Raw genomic sequence first — 19,000 nt, forward strand, 5'->3', positions numbered from 1 at the left:
TGGGTAACGTCCGGTCGGTCCACATGGTGGCGATGGCGCCCAGAGGAGCAGCAGTCTTGCGCGAGTTCAGCCTTCCGGCCCTGTACGAGGTCCCGTCGGACGGGAACCTGACGGATCTCATCCGCCGCAATGCCGCGCAGCATCCCGACACCGCCGTCATGGGCCGCAAGGTCGACGGCGGCTGGCAGGACGTGACGGCGACCGAGTTCCTCGCCGAGGTGCGCGCCGCCGCCAAGGGCCTGATCGCGGCCGGCATCCGGCCCGGCGACCGCGTCGCTCTGATCTCCCGTACCCGCTACGAGTGGGTGCTCCTCGACTTCGCGATCTGGAGCGCGGGCTGCGTCACCGTCCCCGTGTACGAGACCAGTTCGCCCGAGCAGATCCAGTGGATCCTCGGCGACTCCGGCGCCGTCGCCGTGATCGTCGAGAGCCCCGCGCACAGCGCGGCCGTGGCCTCGCTGCGCGACCGGCTGCCGGAACTGCGCGAGGTCTGGGAGATCGAGCAGGGCGCGCTCGCGGCGCTGAACGCCGCCGGGGCCGAGGTCACCGACGCCGAGGTCGACGAGCGCAGTTCGCTCGCCAACGCCGACGACCCGGCCACCATCGTCTACACCTCGGGCACCACCGGCCGCCCCAAGGGCTGTGTGCTGACCCACCGCAACTTCTTCGCCGAGTGCGGCAACGTGGTGGAGCGCCTGAGCCCGCTGTTCCGCACCGGCGAATGCTCCGTGCTGCTCTTCCTGCCCGCCGCGCACGTCTTCGGGCGCCTGGTGGAGGTGGCGGCCGTACTGGCGCCGATCCGCCTGGGCTGCGTACCGGACATCAAGAACCTCACCGACGAGCTGCAGTCCTTCCGGCCCACGCTGATCCTCGGCGTGCCGCGCGTCTTCGAGAAGGTCTACAACTCGGCGCGCGCCAAGGCCCAGGCCGACGGCAAGGGCAAGATCTTCGACGCGGCGGCCGAGACGGCCATCGCGTACAGCAGGGCGCTGGACGCCCCGGGCGGGCCGTCCTTCGGCCTGAAGCTGAAGCACAAGATCTTCTCGAAGCTGGTCTACAGCAAGCTGCACACGGTCCTCGGCGGGCGCGGCGAGTACGCGATCTCCGGCGGCGCCCCGCTGGGCGAGCGGCTCGGCCACTTCTTCCGCGGCATCGGCTTCACGGTCCTGGAGGGCTACGGCCTGACGGAGTCGTGCGCGGCCACCGCGTTCAACCCGTGGGACCGTACGAAGATCGGTACGGTCGGCCAGCCGCTGCCGGGCTCCGTGGTGCGCATCGCCGACGACGGCGAGGTGCTGCTGCACGGCGAGCACATCTTCAAGGAGTACTGGAAGAACGAGACGGCGACCGCCGAGGCGCTGACCGACGGCTGGTTCCACACCGGTGACGTCGGCACCCTCGACGAGGACGGCTACCTCGCGATCACCGGGCGCAAGAAGGAGCTCATCGTCACGGCGGGCGGCAAGAACGTGGCCCCCGCGGTGATCGAGGACCGGATCCGGGCGCACGCGCTCGTCGCGGAGTGCATGGTGGTCGGCGACGCGCGGCCGTTCGTGGCCGCACTGGTCACCATCGACGAGGAGTTCCTGGGCCGCTGGGCCGCCGAGCACGGCAAGCCCGCTGGGGTCACGGCGGCGGAGCTGCGCGAGGACGCGGACCTCATCGCCGCCGTCCAGCAGGCCGTGGACGACGGCAACGCGGCGGTCTCCAAGGCGGAATCGGTGCGGAAATTCCGCATTCTGCCCTCCCAGTTCACGGAGGAGTCGGGTCACATCACGCCTTCGCTGAAGCTGAAGCGGAATGTGGTGGCGAAGGACTTCGCGGACGAGATCGAGGCCCTGTACCGGGGCTGAGCCCCTCTTTGCGCTAGCGCGGGTCCTCCGCGAGGATCCGCGCCATGTTCCGCTCGGCGAGCGCGGTGATGGTGACGAACGGGTTCACCCCGAGGGAGCCCGGGATCAGGGAGCTGTCGACCACGTACAGCCCCTGGTAGCCCTTGGCGCGGCCGTAGTCGTCGGTCGCGTCGCCGAGGACGCAGCCGCCGAGCGGGTGGTATGTGAAGTTGTCGGCGAAGTTCCTGTTGTCGCCGAACAGGTCGTACCGGTAGATCGTGAAATTGGCCCGGTTGATCCGGTCGAAGAGGTTCTTGGCGGCCTGGACCGACGGGGTGTTCTGGTCGCGGCGCCAGTTGAGCCGCGCCGAGTCGGTGGCCGCGTCGTACGTGAAGTGCCCGCGCTCGGGGTTCTTGGTGATGGCCAGGTACATCGAGATCCAGTGCTCGAAGCCCATGGGCAGCGGGGCGATCTCGGCGAACACCGGGTTGGCGGCGTTGTCCCAGTCGTCGATGCCCAGGGCGGGCATGGTGGCCTGGTTGCAGCCGACCGTGTCCCACAGGTGGTTGGCCCGGGCGGTCATGATGTTGCCGTTGTGGCCCCAGCCGAGCCCGACCTTCTCGCTGAGCCCGGGCAGGGTGCCCCGCTCGCGGGCGCGCAGCAGGATCTCGGTGGTGCCGAGGCTGCCGGCGCCGAGGAAGAGCTGTTTGCAGCCGAGCTCCCTGACCTGGGTGACCCTTCCCGTCAGATCGCTGGTCCGGACGGTGAGCACGTAGCCGCCGGCCGGGTCCTGGCGCACGCCTACGACGCGCTGCATGGTCTCGATGGTGACGTTGCCGGTGCCGATGGCGGCCGCGAGGTAGGTCTTGTCGACGCTCTTCTTGCCGAAGTTGTTGCCGTAGATGACCTCGCCGGCCAGCGCCGAGCGGGTGGCGGTGCCGGCCGCTTCGCGCTGCATGTACGAGAAGTCGTACACGTTGGGCACGAAGGTGGTCCTCAGGCCGGTGTTCTGGGCGTGCTTGCGGGAGATCCGGGCGAACCGGTACCACTCCGTGGACTCGAACCAGCCCGGGTCGATGTCGCTGACGCCGAGCATCGCGCGGGCGCGCGGGTAGTACGTGCCGTACATCTCGTCGGCGTCGACCCGGGGCAGCACCTCGGAGAAGTACGAGCGCCGGGGCGTCGGGGCCATGCCGCCGTTGACGAGGGATCCGCCGCCGACGCCGCGGCCGACGTAGACGGACATGTCGCCGTGGTTCACCCGGTCGAGGACGCCGGGGTAGGGGCTGATGTCGCGGTTGACGACATCGAGCCAGAGGAACTGGGCGAGCGGGGCCTCGGTGCGGGTGCGGAACCACATGGATCGCTGGTCGGGCGCGGAGGTGGAGGGGAAGACCTTGCCGTCCGGACCCGGGGTGTTCCAGAGCCGGCCCATCTCCAGGACGACGGTCCGTACGCCGGCCTGCCCGAGCCGGAGGGCGGCGACCGCCGAGCCGTAGCCGGAGCCCACGACGATGGCGGGGGCGTACTGCGCGGCGGGGGGCTCGGCGGCGGCGGCCGATTGGAGCCCTATGCGGGTGAACCCGAGGGCTGCGGCGGTCTGGAGGGCGCCGATACCCAGGAAGTGACGGCGCGTCAGCTGAGGTGTCATGGCCGCATCATGGGCGGAATCGGGCCGTCCACCCAGAGGCGGTGTTGACAGACATCTGAGGAACAGTCAGGTGTGGCGGAGGATCACGGGCCCGGCCTCACACCTGCTCGGTCGGCAGGACCACCATCTCAGGCACCGCGACCCGCCGCGGCCGCGTGACCCCGTACGCGATCGCGTCCGCGATGTCCTGGGCCTCCAGCCGCTCGATGCCCCCGAACATCTGCTCCAGCGCCTGCTGCATCTCGGGGGAGTTGTGCCCGCGCAACTCGGTGTCCACGGCGCCGGGCTCGACGACACAGACCCGCACGTGCTGCGGCGCCAGCTCCTGGCGCAGGGCCTCGCTGAAGGCGACCACGCCGAACTTCGTGGCGCAGTACGCCGTGGCCGTGGCCACGGCCCGGCGGCCCGCCAGGGAGGACACGTTGACGATGTCGGCCACCTTCCGGGGGCCGTCCCCGGCGGCGCTGACGAGGTGCGGCAGGGCCGCGTGGGTGGTGTGCATCAGGGCGGTCAGGTTGACGTCCACCATGCGCTTCCAGTCGGCGACGGGCGACTCCGCGGCGTACCCGAGGAGCATCAGGCCCGCGTTGTTGACCAGGGTGTCGAGGCGCCCGAGCTCCTTGACCGTACGCTCCACCACGCGCGCGGCCTCGGCCTCGTCGGCGATGTCGGCGGGCAGGACGAGCGCGGTGCCGCCGCCGGCCTCGATCTGGGCCGCCAGTTCCGTGAGCCGCTCCGCGCGCCGTGCGGTGAGCGCGACGGCGGCGCCCTTTCCGGCGAGCGTCAGGGCGGCCGCCCGGCCGATCCCGCTCGAAGCACCGGTCACCAGGGCCACGGTGCCGCGCAGCACGTCGTCCATCGTCCTCACCACTCCTCGCCGGCGCGCCGCGGTCGGGCACGTCCGCAGACATGCCTTCCGTGTCCGTCGGCGCATGCACGGCCGTGCCGCAGACGCGCCCGGGTCGGCGTAATGGCGCGGCGCGGGCGGCCGGCGGCACGGCATCGGTGTAGGTCAGAGCAGCTCGCGCAGGCGGTCTGCCAGCAGGTCCCAGCGCCACTTCTCCTCGACCCAGGCGCGGCCCCGCTCCCCCATGCGGCGGCGCAGCTCCGGGTCCTGGAGCAGGGCGATCACGCGGTCCGCCGCGTCCTCGGGGACTCCGCCCCGGACCACCCAGCCGGTCTCGCCCTCCAGCACCGCGTCCGGCGCCCCGCCCGAGTCGCCCGCGACCACCGGCAGGCCGGTCGCCGAGGCCTCCAGGTAGACGATCCCGAGGCCCTCCACGTCCAGCCCGCCGCGCCGGGTCCGGCACGGCATCGCGAAGACGTCCCCGGCGCCGTAGTGCGCGGGCAGTTCGGCCCAGGGGACGGCGCCCGTGAAGACCACCGAGTCCGCGACCCCGGTGGAGACGGCCAGCGCCCGCAGGTCCGCCTCGTACGGGCCCCCGCCGACCACCAGCAGTACGGCATCCTCCGCCGCGGCCAGGATCCGCGGCATCGCCTCGATCAGCGTGTCCTGCCCCTTGCGCGGGACCAGCCGCGAGACGCAGACCACCACCGGCCGGTCCGACAGCCCCAGCCGGGCCCGGATCTCCGCGCCGCCCGACCCGGGGTGGAAGGTCTTCTCGTCCACCCCCGGCGGGAGTTGCACCATCCGCGCCGCCGCCCGGTCCGTCAGCGCCGAGGCGATCCGCGAGCGCGTGTACTCGCCCAGGTACGTCAGCGTGTCCGTGCCCTCGCCGATCCGGCGCAGCAGCTGCCGCGCCGCCGGCAGCTGCGCCCAGCCCGCCTCGTGCCCGTGGGTGGTGGCCACGATCCGCTTGGCCCCGGCCCGGCGCAGCGCCGGGCCCATCAGCCCCAGCGGGGCGGCCGCCCCGAACCAGACCGACTCGCAGCCGTGCTCGCGCAGCAGCCCGACCGCCCGCCGGGTCACCCGCGGGGTCGGCAGCAGCATCGTCGTACGGTCGCGCACGACCTGGAACGGCTGCTCGGCGTCGAAGGCGGCGGTGGCCTCGCGGCCCTCCGCGCCGTGCTTCCAGGTGGAGGCGTAGACGACGATCCGGTCGGGATCCAGCCGCAGTGCCATGTTGTGCAGGAAGGCCTGGATGCCGCCCGGTCGCGGCGGGAAGTCGTTGGTCACGATCAGCGTCTTGTGCATCGCCTGCCGACAGTACCGGACGCCCCCGCGCGGCCCCGCCCCCAGCTAGGGCGCGCCCAGCTCCTCGCGCAGGCCCGCCTGCCAGGCCAGCGTCAGGCCGGGCAGATCGCCGCCGATGGTCTCCTCCAGGGCCGTCGCCAGGGGCTCGCGGCCCGCCCGCTCGTAGAGGCGGACCAGCGTGGCGTCGCCCCACTTGGCCGCGATCAGCCGGCAGGCCAGCCACGCGCCCTCGTACGCGCGGGCCAGCGCCTCCGGGTCCCCGCCGAAGGCGAACGCCTCGTCGGCGGGGAGGGCGGCCGGCAGCTCCCCGCGCTGCACCGCCCGGCCCAGCGCGGGCGCGGCCTGCCGCGCGGTGGTGGTCCCGCCGCGGTACGCCGCCCAGTCCGCGAAGCCCTCCGACAGCCACAGCGGGGTCCGCGCGGTGGTCGCGGCCCGGGTGGCCACGTGCGTGACCTCGTGGGTCAGGACGATTCCCCGGCCCGCCGCGCTGAGCTCCGCCCAGCCCTCGGGGTTGACGACGACCCGGTCGGCGGGGGCCTTCGCGGCGCCCACCCGGCCCGTCGTGACCGCCCCCATGCCCCGGTACTCGGCGGCGGGCCGGCCCAGCAGCTGCGCCATCCGCTCCAGGGAGCCCGGCACCAGGACCACCACCCGGCCCGCCCACTCCCGCGGCCAGGCGGCGCTCGCCGCGGGCACCGCCCGCTCGGCCTCCGCCGCGACCGCGGAGAGGGTCTGCGGGGACTGCCCTACACCGAGCACCAGCGCATGGGCGCCCTCGACCACCTCCACCGGGCCCTGGTCCCACAGCTGAGGCGGCGCGCCCGGCGCGGCCCGGTCCCCGGTGACCCGCCACCGCCCGCCGTCCGCGCCGTCCCGGCTCAGCAGCACCTCGCGCGCCGACCCGGCCGGGGCCGTGTCGTAGCCGGTGAGCCGGTAGCGCAGTTCCGCGCGGGTGGTGGCCCGCTCGCCGTCGCGGCGGACCGAGGAGACCTCGTACGCCCATCCCTCCAGCGGGATCCCGGCGAGCTGCGCGGGCGGCGTCCGCGACCAGGCGGCGACGGCCTCCCGGACGTCCCCCTCGGCGGCGTCCCGCGCGGCGGGCGCCCCGCATCCCGCGAGCAGCGCGCTCAGCAGGAGCGGCAGTACGCGTACGAGGAGCCGGTGGACCGGGGACATCCGACGATCGTACGCACGCCCCCGCCGGGGACGGCTCGGGGACGGGTCAGGGGCGGGTCACGGAGGACACCGGCATCATCCCGACCGGGTCGTACCGCACCCGCGCGCCCGGGTACGGGGCGTGCACCACCTGGCCGTTGCCGACGTACATGCCGACGTGACTGGCGTCCGAGCGGTACGTGACCAGGTCGCCCGGCTGCGCCTGCGAGAGCGGGACCCGGCGGCCCGCGTACCGCTGCGCCTGCGAGGTGCGCGGCAGGGAGACGCCCGCCTGCCGGTACGACCACACCATCAGCCCGGAGCAGTCGAACCCGGAGGGCCCGGTGGAGCCCCAGATGTACGGGCGGCCGACCGCGGACCGGGCGGCCATCACGGCGGTCGCGGCGCGGCCCGAGGAGGGGCCGAGCGAGTTCAGATCGGGCAGGCCCTCGGGGCGCTCGCCGGAGCGCGAGGCCCGCTCGAAGTCGGCCCGCTCCTGGCTGGGCATGGCTCCCAGGAGCCGGCGGGCGGCGGCCAGCTTGGCGGTGACGGTGCGCTTCTGGCGGGCCACGTCGGCCCGTACGGAGTCGAGTTCGGCGAGCTTCCGCGAGGCCTCCTGACGCTGCTGGCCCAGCCGGCGCTGCTCCTTGCGCAGTTCGTCGAGCCGGCGGGCCTGCCGGTCCGTCAACCGGTCCAGCTGGGAGGCCTTTTCGAGGTATTCATCCGGGTTCTCGGAGAGCATCAGCTCGATGGCGGGGTCGATTCCGCCGGAGCGGTACTGGGCTCCGGCGAAGGTGCCGAGGAGGCCGCGCATGGTGTTGATGCGGTCCTGGCCGCGGGCCAGTGCGTCCTGGACCCGGTCGATCTCGGTGTGGAGCCGGTCCGCCCGCTCGCCCGCCCGGTTGTAGCGCTCGGTGGCCTGTTCGGCCTCCTCGAAGAGCCGGTCGACCTGGGCGCGGAGACCGGCCGCGGGCTCCCGCGGCAGGGCGGGGGCCGCGCTCGCCGTCGCGCCCGTCATGGCTGCCGCGGCGGCCACGGCGGCGGTCAGGACGGTGACCTTGGTGTTCCTGTCGAGGCTGCCGAGCCCGGGCCGACGATGGGACGCCACTGGAACCGCTCCCTTCCGCTGCGCGGGACCGGGTCCGCCCCCCGTGGACGGCCGTGTGCCGGGTTCCGCGCTGGCAGACAGTAACCGCGCCGCCACACCCCGGCCAACGACCCCCGGCGGGCGCACATGCCGACGCCCCGCCGGAGACGCAGGTCACCGGCGGGGCGTGTGGTCACAGCGGGGCCGCGGAATTCGCCCGGATGGGCGGCGTACGGCGCGTCCCGTGGCGGGCGCGTGGCCCCCGGGGCGGGTCAGCCGACGCGGACGCCGAACTGGAACGGCATGTTCTTCATGGCCTCGTAACGGACGCCACCGGTCGGGTTGGAGGCGTGGAAGACCTGGCCGTTGCCCGCGTAGAGGCCGACGTGGTGCAGGTCGTCGTAGAAGAGGACCAGGTCTCCGGGCTGGAGTTCGCTCTGGTTGTAGATGCGCGTGCCGTCGTTGGCCTGCGTGGTGGTGACGCGGCTGATCTTGACGCCGGCCTGGGCGTAGGCCCACTGGGTCAGGCCCGAGCAGTCCCACGAGTCGGGGCCGGTGTCGCCCATGTGGTAGCGGTCGCCCTTCTGGGTGATCGCGGCGGCGAGGGCCGCCCCGGCCCGGCCCGAGCCCTTCACCGCGCCCTTGGAGCCGGCGGCGTCCGCGGCGGCCTGGCCGTCCTTGGCCGCGTCACTCTTCAACTGGCCCCGCTCCTCGGTGGTCAGCGTGTTGAGGAGGGCCTGGGCGTCGGCGAGCTTGCTCTGGGCTGCCGCCTTCTTCTCGGCGAGTTCCTTGCGGACGGCTTCGAGGTCGGCGAGCTTGCCGGTGGCTTCCTGACGCTGCTGCGCGAGGCTGCGCTGCTTGGCCTGGATCTTCGTTATCGCCTCGACCTGCTTGCCGCTCACCTGCTGGAGCGTGGAGGCCTTGTCGAGGAAGGCATCCGGGTCGGAGGACAGCAGGAGCAGCATGGACGGGTCGAGGCCGCCGCCGCGGTACTGGGCCGTCGCCATCGAACCGAGCGTGTTGCGCAGGCCGTTGAGCTCGTCCTGGCCGCGCGCGACCTGGTCCTGGAGCTGCGAGATCTCCTTCTCCAGCTTCTCCTGGCGCTCTTTGGCCCCGTTGAACTTCTCGGTGGCCTGCTCGGACTCCTCGTAGAGGGCGTCGACCTTGCTCTTGACCTCGTCCTTGCTCGGCTTGGCCGGGGCGGCCATGGCCGACTGGGAGGAGAGGGCGACGGCCGCGGTGGCGAGGGCGGTGAGCACGCTCACGCGGGTGCGGGTCGGCGGCTTGGGTCGACGGTGGGACGCCACGAACGCGAGCTCCTTATGCCTGGAGCCGCCGAATACAGTCGCAAGGCTCGGCAGCGCACCTCCGCCGTCACTCCGAATGAGTGAACTACCGCACGAAGGTTTGAGCCGACCCTAGTGACCTCGCTGTGATCAGTTCAAATCCTGTCGGCAAAAAACTTGGCCACCGACCAGGTTCTTTACCTACAGCCCACGCTCTGTGCAGGGCACTTGACGGTACGTTCCCTGTCCGCCTTGCCAAATCGGGCATTCCGTCGACGAGTTACGAAACGCGCGAAAGCCGCTTCAGCAACAAAGCGGACGTCACGGGGCGGGCTCCGGCCTTCGCCACGCCGTCGGCCACCTCGCGGTCGGTGGATACCACGACCACCGGCCGGCCGGGCGGCTCCGCCCGCACCAGCTGGCGGATCAGCTCGTCCGCCGTCACACCGGGCTTGGAGAACAGCACCCGTACCCCGCGCGGCGGCGCGAGCAGTACCGGGGCCGCCAGCTCCGCGCCGTCGAAGACACAGGTCATCTCCGCGCCCGTCTGCGCGGCCAGCATCGACAGCCCGCCCAGCAGCCGCAGCCGCTGCTTCTCCAGCGGCATCGTCGGATAGCCGGTCTTCGTCACGTTGTAGCCGTCGACCACCAGATGGGCCTGGGGCAGCGCCAACAACTGGTCCAGCAGCGCCGGATCCGTCTCCGACAGGGCGCGTGCCGCGATGTCCTTCGGGGTCATCCGGCCCGGCTCCACGGCGTCCACGGTGTCGGCCGGCCGCGTCGACACCGGCGGCAGTGCCAGCTCGCGGCGCAGCCCCTGGGCCGCGTCCAGCACCGTGTCCAGCAGCAGCCGCAGCCGCATGTCCTCGACGCTGCGGCCCTCGCGGGTGGCCCGGCGGGAGGTCTCCAGCGCCGTCTCGACCTCCGCGAGGCGGGACTTGAGGCGCCGGGTCTCGCTCTCGGCGGCCGCCACCTGCGCGGCCGCGTCGCCCCGGATCCCGTCGATCTCGGCGGTGACCTTGCGCAGGGCCGCCTCGCCGCGCTTCACATCGCTCTGGGCGCTGCGCAGCTTGCGCTGAAGCGATTCCGCTTCCTTGCGCGCCGCGTCCAGCTCGGCCCGTACCTGCTCGCCGCCGAGGCGCTGCGCGTCCCGCGCATGGGCCAGTTCCTCGCGCAGCCGGTCCAGTTCGCGCCGGGTCTCCTCGCCGACCCGCTCGGCGTCGGCGCGCTGCGCCTCCTCGCCTGCGGCGGCCACCAGCTTCACCCAGCCGACCGGGCGCAGTACGTACGCGGCGGCCGCCACGTCCAGCGGGTCCGCGGCGGCCGGCGGGGCGCCGGACTCCAGCGCTCCGGCCAGCTCGGCCTGGGCCTCGCGCAGCTTCTCGGCGACGCGGCCCCGGAAGACGGCGTCCGCCTCCACCGCCGCGGCCATGGCGTTGCCCGCGAACTTGGCGCGCCGGGTCGGGGTGAACCGGGCGTACTGGCGCAGCTGCGCCGGGAGGTCCGCGACCGTCAGTCCGCCGAAGGCGTCCGAGACGAGCGCGACGACCCGGCGCCGCACGCCTTCCGGCAGCGGGCGGTCGAGCACCTCGGCGGCGTCGCCGGCCGCGTCGGCCGGCTCAGCGCCGCTTGCTGGCTCCACAATCCGTCACCCCTACCGTCATTCACCTGTGGGCGGGGCTCCGTCAGGAGTCCGCGCCCGGCCTGTCCACGAGCTCGATCTGGTCCACCGCGTTGCACCACCGGCAGCGGACCGACTCGATGGTCTCATTGACCACCTCGCGCTCCTCGACCTTGGGCTCCCCGGCAAGATCCAGGTGGACGTACTCCACGACCTTCGACGAACGAGTGACGTCGAAACGCGTGAGGTTGCCGCACAGCGTGCAGCGCCACCGGGTGGTGTCGGTCGGCAGGGGAACCGTCATCAGGCCGCTCTCTCCTTCGTAGCTGATTCAATTAAAGCCGCCGTCCGCGTCAATCGCCGGACCGCAGCACGTAACCCTACGGCCTGCCGGTGCTCGGGGCGGGTCCACTTGGGTCATGCTCGATCGCATGATCGTAAAGTGGCAGGCCCTCCGGGAGGCCGCCCGGGGCCCGGTGGTCGTCCACGCGCTGATCGCGGGCTGCTGCGTGGTGTTCCTGCTCGGCCCGGCCTCGGGGACGAATCCCTCGTACGGGACGGGCGAGCGGCTGGTGGAGAGCGGGACCGCGTACTTCCGGCGCTGGGGCGTGGTCCCGGACGAGCTCTTCACCGGCTCGGCGCGGGCCCTGCTGACACCCCTGACCGCCCTGTTCGTACACGGCAGCTGGCTGCACCTGCTCGGCAACATGCTGTTCCTGTACGTCTTCGGCGTGATGACGCAGGAGCGGATGGGGCGGCCGGAGTTCCTGTCCTTCTACATCTGTACGGGCTACCTGGCGCTGGCGGCGTACGCGGCGGCCAACGCCTCCTCGCCGCAGACGCTGGTGGGTGCGTCGGGCGCGATCTCGGCGGTGCTCGGAGCCTTCCTGTGCCTGTTCCCGCGGGCGCGGGTGACCAGCCTGTTCCCCTTCCTCCTCTTCCTCCCGCTCCGCTTCCCGGCGTGGATGGTCCTGCTGTTCTGGTTCGCCCTCCAGTGGGTGGCGGCGCACCGCGCGGGCAGCGGCCCGGGGGTGGCGTACCTCGCCCACCTGGTGGGCTTCTCGCTGGGCTTCGTCTACGCGTGGGTGCGCTATCGGCGTACGACTAGAGTGAGGCGACCAGCGACGGCCACCGAGGGAGACAGCCAGCCGTGATCACCGCGATCGTGCTCATCAAGACCAGCGTGGACCGGATCCCCGAGATCGCCGAGTCGATCGCCGCGCTGGACAACGTCAGCGAGGTCTACTCCGTCACGGGGACGTACGACCTGATCGCCCTGGTCCGCGTGGCCCGCCACGAGAACCTGGCGGACATCATCCCGGGCCGCATCAGCAAGATCCCGGGCGTCGAGGCGACGGACACGCACGTGGCCTTCCGCACGTACTCCCAGCACGACCTGGAAGCGGCCTTCGCCATCGGCCTCGACGCGTAACGAGCCCTCACGTACCGGGTCGGATCCCGGTACGTCATGGACCGCGGCCTGTCAGACGGCCGGCACGCAGCGGCCTTCCTCGGTGCGGTACTGCCACTTGGCTCCGGAGGTGACCAGTTCCTTCACGGCGCCCACGAAGCGGTCGACGTGCTCGTCCGGGGTGCCGGCGCCGAAGCTGACGCGGATCGCGTTCAGGGAGCGCTCGCCCGGGGCCGCCTCGGGGGCTCCGCATTCGCCCTGGGCCTGCGGCTCGCTGCCCAGCAGGGTGCGGACCAGCGGGTGGGCGCAGAACAGGCCGTCGCGGACGCCGATCCCGTACTCCGCCGACAGCGCCGCCGCGAAGTGCGAGCTGTTCCAGCCGTCCACCACGAAGGAGATGACGCCGACCCGCGGGGCGTCGTCGCCGAAGAGGGACAGGATGCGGACGGCCGGGACCTGCGCCAGGCCGCCCCGGACCTTGGCGATCAGATGCCGCTCGCGGGCGACGAGGCCTTCGAAGCCCGCCTCGGTCAGGGCCTTGCAGGCCGAGGCGATCGAGTACACGCCGATCACGTTCGGGGAGCCGGCCTCGTGGCGGGCCGCCGTCGTGTGCCACTCGACGTCGACGCCCCCGTCCGCGCGGCGGGCGACCTTGCGGGAGGCGCCGCCGCCGGCCAGGTACGGCTCCGCCTGCTGCAGCCAGTCCGCGCGGCCGGCCAGCACGCCCGAGCCGAACGGCGCGTACAGCTTGTGCCCGGAGAAGGCCACCCAGTCCACGTCCAGCTCCTGCACGGAGACGGGGTGGTGCGGGGCCAGCTGGGCGGCGTCCAGGACGATCCGCGCGCCGTGGGCGTGCGCCGCGGCGGCGAGCTCCTTCACCGGCCACAGCTCACCGGTGACGTTGGACGCGCCGGTGACGCAGACCAGCGCCGGGCCGTAGGGCTCGCGCCCGGCCAGCGCCCGCTCCAGGGTCGCCACGGCCTGGGCCGGGGTCCGCGGCGCGTTGAGGTACGTGACCTGCGCGTCCCCCCACGGCAGCAGCGAGGCGTGGTGCTCGGTCTCGAAGACGAACACCTGGCAGTCGGCCGGCAGTACGGCGGCGAGCAGGTTCAGCGAGTCGGTGGTGGACCGGGTGAAGATCACCTGATCGGACGGACGGCAGTCGAGGAACTCGGCGACCGTCGCCCGGCTCTGCTCGAAGAGGTCCGTGGACAGCTGGGAGAGGTAGCCCGCGCCGCGGTGGACGCTGCCGTAGTACGGGGCGTAGGCGGCGACGTCGTCCCAGACCCGCTGCAGCGCGGGGGCGCTGGCCGCGTAGTCGAGGGCCGCGTACGTGACCTCGCCGCCGGTGACGAGCGGGACGGTGACGTCCCGGCCGAGGACCGGAAGGGGCTGGGCACAGGCGGGGTCGACGGCGTCGGTGGCGGTGGTGGCGGCGTTCGGGTACGTGGACATGGCGGTGTCTCCCGGCAGGACAGGCTGAATGGCTTCGGACGGCCCGTACGTGGGTGCACGCTGCACGCGTCCGCGGAAACGGGTATGCGGATGCAGCGGATGTGCGGATGCACATGTGCCAGTGGTACGGGAGTTGCCTCGACGCACGGACGACTCAGGACCGCACGGAGGGTGAAGAAGGGGCGGAGTCGCCCTATCGCATTCGCTTGCTCACGGAAAAGCTCCTCGAGGGACCAGGACCCCTGGTGCCGAGGGATCCGCGCTTGCCGCAGGCCTTTCTGCCTACGACCTGGTCATCACCCGGGGCACCCCGCCACGGAAGGAGGGTTGCCGGACAGCGAGCCGGGGCCAAAACGCTGTCACTCGTGACCTGGTCAGCATCCTGCCACAAGATCCCCCACGCACAAGACCCCGGTCCGCATGCTGGACCGGGGTCTCCTCCTCGACGCCGTTCTCGCACCGCTCGGCCGCGGGCGGCCTCACGGGCTTCGCCCGGCTGCGCCGGCCTCCGGCCGTCGGGGCGCGGCCGGTGGCTCCGGCCGACACGGCACCGGGGCCTCGCGCCGGGTCGCTACGCGTTGCTCGCCGCCACCCAGCGGTCCAGGGCCGCGCGGGCCGCGCCCGAGTCGATGGACTCGGCCGCGCGGGCGATCGCGGTGCGGATCTGGTCCTCCAGGGGGCCCGTGCCCGGGTCCAGGGCCACCAGGGCCGCCGCCGAGTTCAGCAGGACCGCGTCGCGCACCGGGCCCGTCTCGCCGGCCAGCAGCCGGCGGGCCACGTCCGCGTTGTACGAGGCGTCCGCGCCCCGCAGCGCCGAGACGTCGACCAGCGGGATGCCGACGTCGCGCGGGTCGAACGACTGCTCGTCCACCCGGCCGTCGCGGACCCACCACACCCGCGAGGTCGCGGTCGTCGTCAGCTCGTCCAGACCGTCGTCCCCGCGGAACACCAGCGCCGAGGAGCCCCGCTCCGCCAGTACGCCCGCCACGATGGGCGCCACCCGCGCGTCCGCCACGCCCGTGGCCTGCGCCCGTACCCGCGCCGGGTTGGTCAGCGGGCCGAGGAAGTTGAACGTGGTCCGGATGCCCAGCTCCTTGCGGGCCGCCGCCACGTGCCGCAGCGCCGGGTGGAACTTCACCGCGAAGCAGAAGGTGATGCCGGCCTCCTCCGCGACCTCGACCACCCGCGCCGGGGTGAGGTCCAGATTGACCCCGAGCTTCTCCAGAACGTCCGAGGAACCGCTCGCCGAGGACGCGGCCCGGTTGCCGTGCTTGACCACCTTCGCGCCCGTACCGGCCACCACGATCGAGGACATCGTGGAGATGTTCACCGTTTTGGCCCCGTCGCCGCCCGTGCCGACGATGTCCACCGTCCGGCCCGGCACCTCGATCAGGTTGGCGTGCCCGTACATGGACCGTACGAGGCCGTTGATCTCCGCGACCGTCTCCCCCTTGGCCCGCAGCGCCACCACGAAGCCGGCGATCTGGGCGTCCGTGGCCTCCCCCCGCATGATCCTGTCCATGGCCCACGCGGTCTCGTCCGCGCGCAGGTCCTGGCCGGTCAGCAGGGCGTCGAGGAGGCCCGGCCAGCCGCGGGCCGCCACGCTGTCGCCGCCTGCCGGGGTCGCAACGTTCATGGTCCGCTCCTGCTGTTGATCGGCCACCCGGTGTCGGGGCCCACTCGATTGGGAAGGGCTTCAGCCTATCCAGCCCAGGGGACGGCAAAGAGCCCCGTCCGGACACTGGACGGGGCTCTTGCCGTGGCGACACCAGGACTGACCTGAATCAGTCCCTCAAGCGGGATCAGTGGTGGCCGTGGCCGCTCTGGATCTCCTTGTACTCCTCCACCGTGGGCTTCGGAATCTGGTTGTTCTCGGCGTAGAAGCCCTTGCTGAGCTTCGCGCGGAGCTTCTCCTTGCGGCCGACCTTGCGCTCGACGCCGTTCTCGTCGACCGTCGGGCCGATCTCGACCGGCTTGTACTGCTCGTGCGCGGTCAGCGTGTGCAGCTTGGCCTGCGAGAGCGGCTCGTGGATCTCGACGAACTCACCGTGCGGCAGGCGCTTGATGATGCCGGTCTCGCGACCGTGCAGCACCTTGTCGTGGTCCCGGCGCTGGAGACCGAGGCAGATGCGCTTGGTGACGATGAACGCGAGGACCGGGACGACGAAGAAGCCGATCCGGACGAACCACGTGATGTTGTTGATCGAGAGGTGGAAGTACTGCGCGAACATGTCGTTTCCACCGCCGATCAGCAGCACGATGTACTCCGCGATCCAGGCGACACCGAAGGCCGTACGGGTCGGGACGTTGCGCGGGCGGTCCAGGATGTGGTGCTCGCGCTTGTCCCCGGTGACCCAGGACTCGATGAACGGCCAGGCGGCGATCGAGCCCAGCACCACCGGGAAGATGACCAGCGGGATGAACACGCCCAGGACGAGCGTGTGGCCCCACAGGTTGATCTCCCAGCCCGGCATGGCACGGATCAGGCCTTCCGGCATACCCATGTACCAGTCGGGCTGCGCACCGGTGGACACGTGGTCCGGGCGGTACGGGCCGAGCGCCCAGATCGGGTTGATCGAGGCGATCGCCGCGATGGCCGCGATGACACCGAAGACCAGGAAGAAGAAGCCTCCGGCCTTGGCCATGTAGACCGGCAGCAGCGGCATGCCGACGACGTTGTTGTTCGTCTTGCCGGGACCCGCGAACTGGGTGTGCTTGTGGTAGAAGACCAGGATCAGGTGGGCCACCAGCAGGCCCATCATGATGCCGGGCAGCAGCAGGATGTGGATCGAGTAGAACCGCGCGACGAAGTCGCCGCCGGGGAACTCGCCGCCGAAGAGGAAGAACGAGATGTACGTGCCGACGATCGGCACGGACAGGATCGCGCCCTCCATGAAGCGGACACCGGTGCCCGAGAGCAGGTCGTCCGGCAGGGAGTAACCGGTGAAGCCGGTGAACATGCCGAGGACCAGCAGCAGGAAGCCGAAGATCCAGTTGACCTCGCGCGGCTTGCGGAACGCGCCGGTGAAGAAGACGCGCATCATGTGCACGACCATGCCGGCGACGAAGATCAGCGCCGCCCAGTGGTGGATCTGCCGGATGAGCAGACCACCGCGGACGTCGAAGCTGATGTCCAGCGTCGAGGCGAAGGCCTCGGACATCTGGACGCCCTGCATCGGCACGTACGAGCCGTGGTACACGACCTCGTTCATGCTCGGGTGGAAGAACAGCGTCAGGTACACACCCGTGAGGATGATGATGATGAAGCTGTAGAGGCAGATCTCACCCAGCATGAAGGACCAGTGGTCCGGGAAGATCTTGCGCATGTTGGACTTGGCCAGGCTGTAGATGCCCAGGCGTCCGTCGGCCCAGTCCGCTACCCGCTCGCCCTTGGAGGGCGCGGAGCGCTTGGTATCAGTGGCAGTGCTCATCCGCGCTCCCAGAATGCAGGACCGACGGGCTCTTCGAAGTCGCCGAGCGCTTCGAGGAAGCCTTCACCGTTCACGCCGATCCGCAGCTGCGGAAGCGCGTGGCCGGCCGGACCGAAGATGACTCGGGCGCCGTCGGAGAGGTCGAAGGTGGACTGGTGGCACGGGCAGAGCACGTGGTGGGTCTGCTGCTCGTACAGGCTGATCGGGCAGCCGACGTGGGTGCAGATCTTCGAGTAGGCCACGATGCCCTCGTGGGACCACTCAAGTTCCTGCTTGTCCTTGATGTCCTCCGGCTTGATGCGGACGATCATCAGGGCGGCCTTGGCGATCTGCGTCTGGAAGTCGTGCTGCGCCTCCTCCAGGCCCTCGGGCCTGGCGAAGGTCAGCGAACCGACCAGCACGTCCTCGGGACGCAGCGGCTCGTTCGTGTTGTCGTTGATGAGCAGCTTGCCCCGGGCCCACACGGTCTTGCGCAGCTTCTCCTCGGGCAGCGGGCCCAGGTCGCGCATGATCATGAGAGCGGACAGCGGCAGCATCGACAGCGCGCCGAGCATGGTGTTGCGGATCAGCGGGCGGCGGGCGATGCCCGACTCGTTCGCGCCGTCGGCGAAGTCCTGCATGACCTTCGCCTTGAGCTCCGGCGGCGCCGCGATCTCGTGGCGCTCGTCGGCGACCTCGACGTCGGACATCAGGGTGCGGGCCCAGTGGACCGCGCCCGCGCCGATGCAGAAGAGGGCCGTGCCCAGGGTCAGACCGAGGGCGAAGTTGAGCCCGCTCACCTTCCCGATCGGGAAGATGTAGACGATCTTGTCGACCGGGATGGTCACGTACGAGGCGATGAAGCCGATCGTGGCCAGCATCGACAGCGTGAACAGCATCGCCACGGTGCGCTCGGAGCGCCTCGCGGCCTGCTCGTCGATGTCCTGGATACGGGGCTTGTGGACCGGCAGGCCCGGGTCGGCGAACGGGTCGTCCGCGACTGCTACGCCACCGTGGTGCGCGTCGCCCTGCTCGCTCGGCAGGTGCTTCTCTTCGGGAATGTCTTGGCTACTCATGACTTCTTGGCCTTAGCGGTGTGGGCCGCGACCCAGACGGCGACAGCGATCAGCGCACCCAGGCCGAAGATCCAGCCGAACAGACCCTCGGAAACGGGGCCGAGGCCACCGAGCTTCAGGCCGCCAGGGCTGACCGACTGCTCGCCGTTCACGTGCTGGAGGTACGCGATGATGTCCTTCTTCTCCTTCGTCGGCATGGTGCTGTCCGGGAAGGAGGGCATGTTCTGCGGGCCGGTGAGCATGGCCTCGTAGATGTGCTTCGGCTCGACGCCCTCGAGGTTGGGGGCGTACTTGCCGTTCGTCAGAGCGCCGCCTTCGCCGGTGAAGTTGTGGCACTGCGCGCAGTTGTTGCGGAAGAGCTCACCACCCCTGGCGATGTCGGCGCCCGCCGGGTCGTACTGCTTGGCGGTCGGCACCATCGGGCCGGCGCCGAGGGAGCCGATGTAGGCGGCGAGCTGGTCGATCTGCGCCTGGTCGTAGATGACCGGCTTCTTCGGCACCTGCACGCCGGGCTGCTGGGCGGGCATGCGGCCCGTGCTCACCTGGAAGTCGACGGCCGCAGAGCCGACGCCGACCAGGCTGGGGCCGTCAGTGGAACCCTGACCGCCGGTTCCGTGGCAGCTTGCGCAGCCCACGGCGTAGAGCTTCTTGCCCTCCTCGATGGCGAGGGACTGGGCGGTTTCATCGGCCTGCGCCTTGCCCGCGGGGGCGAAGGCGGCGTACAGCCCCCCAGTGGCCGCCAGCGCGAGGAGTAGAACGACGACCGCCGCCAGCGGATGGCGTCGTCGTGCGGAGAGCTTTTTCACGGATTACCCCGGTGTCAGGATCTTCTGCGTCGGTGTTTCTGGATGGAGTGCCGGG

At 71.6% G+C, this 19,000-nt stretch carries 16 protein-coding genes and 1 riboswitch; of the genes, 3 read left to right on the forward strand and 13 right to left on the reverse strand.

Annotation, left to right across the window (positions count from 1 at the left end):
- Nucleotides 1–56: 56 nt before the first annotated feature.
- A complete protein-coding gene (locus OG509_RS11620) occupies nucleotides 57–1,853 on the forward strand; it encodes an AMP-dependent synthetase/ligase (RefSeq protein WP_406182253.1) in 1,797 nt (598 codons plus the stop codon).
- A gap of 13 nt (nucleotides 1,854–1,866) precedes the next feature.
- Here OG509_RS11620 and OG509_RS11625 read toward each other — a convergent pair whose 3' ends face one another.
- From OG509_RS11625 to OG509_RS11660, 8 genes are all read right to left on the reverse strand, one after another.
- Nucleotides 1,867–3,483 (reverse strand): GMC oxidoreductase, encoded by a 1,617-nt coding sequence (locus OG509_RS11625; RefSeq protein ID WP_406182255.1) that lies wholly within the window; start codon nucleotides 3,481–3,483, stop codon nucleotides 1,867–1,869.
- Nucleotides 3,484–3,580: 97 nt separating this feature from the next.
- The gene (locus OG509_RS11630) at nucleotides 3,581–4,342 is read right to left on the reverse strand and encodes an SDR family NAD(P)-dependent oxidoreductase (RefSeq protein WP_406182257.1); all 762 of its coding nucleotides are present in this window, start codon (nucleotides 4,340–4,342) and stop codon (nucleotides 3,581–3,583) included.
- A 153-nt stretch (nucleotides 4,343–4,495) separates the two neighbouring features.
- Complete coding sequence (locus OG509_RS11635) at nucleotides 4,496–5,638, reverse strand: glycosyltransferase family 4 protein (protein WP_406182259.1); 1,143 nt, start codon at nucleotides 5,636–5,638, stop codon at nucleotides 4,496–4,498.
- 45 nt (nucleotides 5,639–5,683) lie between these two features.
- Nucleotides 5,684–6,814, reverse strand: a complete 1,131-nt coding sequence (locus OG509_RS11640; protein WP_406182261.1) for a hypothetical protein — start codon at nucleotides 6,812–6,814, stop codon at nucleotides 5,684–5,686.
- A gap of 46 nt (nucleotides 6,815–6,860) precedes the next feature.
- The gene (locus OG509_RS11645; protein ID WP_406182263.1) at nucleotides 6,861–7,901 is read right to left on the reverse strand and encodes an NlpC/P60 family protein; all 1,041 of its coding nucleotides are present in this window, start codon (nucleotides 7,899–7,901) and stop codon (nucleotides 6,861–6,863) included.
- 251 nt (nucleotides 7,902–8,152) lie between these two features.
- Nucleotides 8,153–9,187, reverse strand: coding sequence for an NlpC/P60 family protein (locus OG509_RS11650; RefSeq protein WP_406182265.1), 1,035 nt, complete (start codon nucleotides 9,185–9,187; stop codon nucleotides 8,153–8,155).
- A 259-nt stretch (nucleotides 9,188–9,446) separates the two neighbouring features.
- A complete protein-coding gene (locus tag OG509_RS11655; RefSeq protein ID WP_406187542.1) occupies nucleotides 9,447–10,811 on the reverse strand; it encodes an NYN domain-containing protein in 1,365 nt (454 codons plus the stop codon).
- Nucleotides 10,812–10,851: 40 nt separating this feature from the next.
- Nucleotides 10,852–11,091, reverse strand: a complete 240-nt coding sequence (locus OG509_RS11660; protein WP_008738811.1) for a hypothetical protein — start codon at nucleotides 11,089–11,091, stop codon at nucleotides 10,852–10,854.
- A gap of 127 nt (nucleotides 11,092–11,218) precedes the next feature.
- Here OG509_RS11660 and OG509_RS11665 point away from each other — a divergent pair, with 127 nt between their 5' ends.
- Together OG509_RS11665 and OG509_RS11670 are read left to right on the forward strand one after the other, a co-directional pair.
- Nucleotides 11,219–11,941 carry a rhomboid family intramembrane serine protease gene (locus OG509_RS11665; RefSeq protein ID WP_406182267.1) on the forward strand — a complete coding sequence of 241 codons (723 nt, stop codon included), beginning with the start codon at nucleotides 11,219–11,221 and terminating at the stop codon, nucleotides 11,939–11,941.
- Nucleotides 11,938–12,219: an Lrp/AsnC ligand binding domain-containing protein gene (locus tag OG509_RS11670; RefSeq protein WP_030291798.1), complete on the forward strand. Its 282-nt coding sequence runs from the start codon at nucleotides 11,938–11,940 to the stop codon at nucleotides 12,217–12,219. Before OG509_RS11665 ends, OG509_RS11670 begins: the two co-directional genes overlap by 4 nt.
- 51 nt (nucleotides 12,220–12,270) lie before the next feature.
- Here the strand turns inward: OG509_RS11670 and OG509_RS11675 are convergent, their stop codons facing one another.
- The 5 genes from OG509_RS11675 to OG509_RS11695 all read right to left on the reverse strand — a co-directional run bounded on the left by OG509_RS11675 (nucleotide 12,271) and on the right by OG509_RS11695 (nucleotide 18,945).
- Nucleotides 12,271–13,653 (reverse strand): aminotransferase class V-fold PLP-dependent enzyme, encoded by a 1,383-nt coding sequence (locus OG509_RS11675; protein WP_406182269.1) that lies wholly within the window; start codon nucleotides 13,651–13,653, stop codon nucleotides 12,271–12,273.
- 254 nt (nucleotides 13,654–13,907) lie between these two features.
- Nucleotides 13,908–14,024, reverse strand: a riboswitch (SAM riboswitch).
- A gap of 200 nt (nucleotides 14,025–14,224) precedes the next feature.
- A complete protein-coding gene (trpD, locus tag OG509_RS11680) occupies nucleotides 14,225–15,289 on the reverse strand; it encodes an anthranilate phosphoribosyltransferase (RefSeq protein ID WP_406182270.1) in 1,065 nt (354 codons plus the stop codon).
- A gap of 166 nt (nucleotides 15,290–15,455) precedes the next feature.
- Nucleotides 15,456–17,084, reverse strand: a complete 1,629-nt coding sequence (locus OG509_RS11685; RefSeq protein WP_406182272.1) for a cytochrome bc complex cytochrome b subunit — start codon at nucleotides 17,082–17,084, stop codon at nucleotides 15,456–15,458.
- The gene (locus tag OG509_RS11690) at nucleotides 17,081–18,139 is read right to left on the reverse strand and encodes a Rieske 2Fe-2S domain-containing protein (RefSeq protein WP_406182274.1); all 1,059 of its coding nucleotides are present in this window, start codon (nucleotides 18,137–18,139) and stop codon (nucleotides 17,081–17,083) included. Before OG509_RS11690 ends, OG509_RS11685 begins: the two co-directional genes overlap by 4 nt.
- The gene (locus OG509_RS11695; protein ID WP_406182275.1) at nucleotides 18,136–18,945 is read right to left on the reverse strand and encodes a c-type cytochrome; all 810 of its coding nucleotides are present in this window, start codon (nucleotides 18,943–18,945) and stop codon (nucleotides 18,136–18,138) included. The genes OG509_RS11690 and OG509_RS11695 overlap by 4 nt, the downstream gene beginning before the upstream one ends.
- Nucleotides 18,946–19,000: the final 55 nt, after the last annotated feature.

Origin of the sequence: Streptomyces sp. NBC_01006 (assembly GCF_045162725.1) — a bacterium.
Classification (GTDB): Bacteria; Actinomycetota; Actinomycetes; order Streptomycetales; family Streptomycetaceae; genus Streptomyces.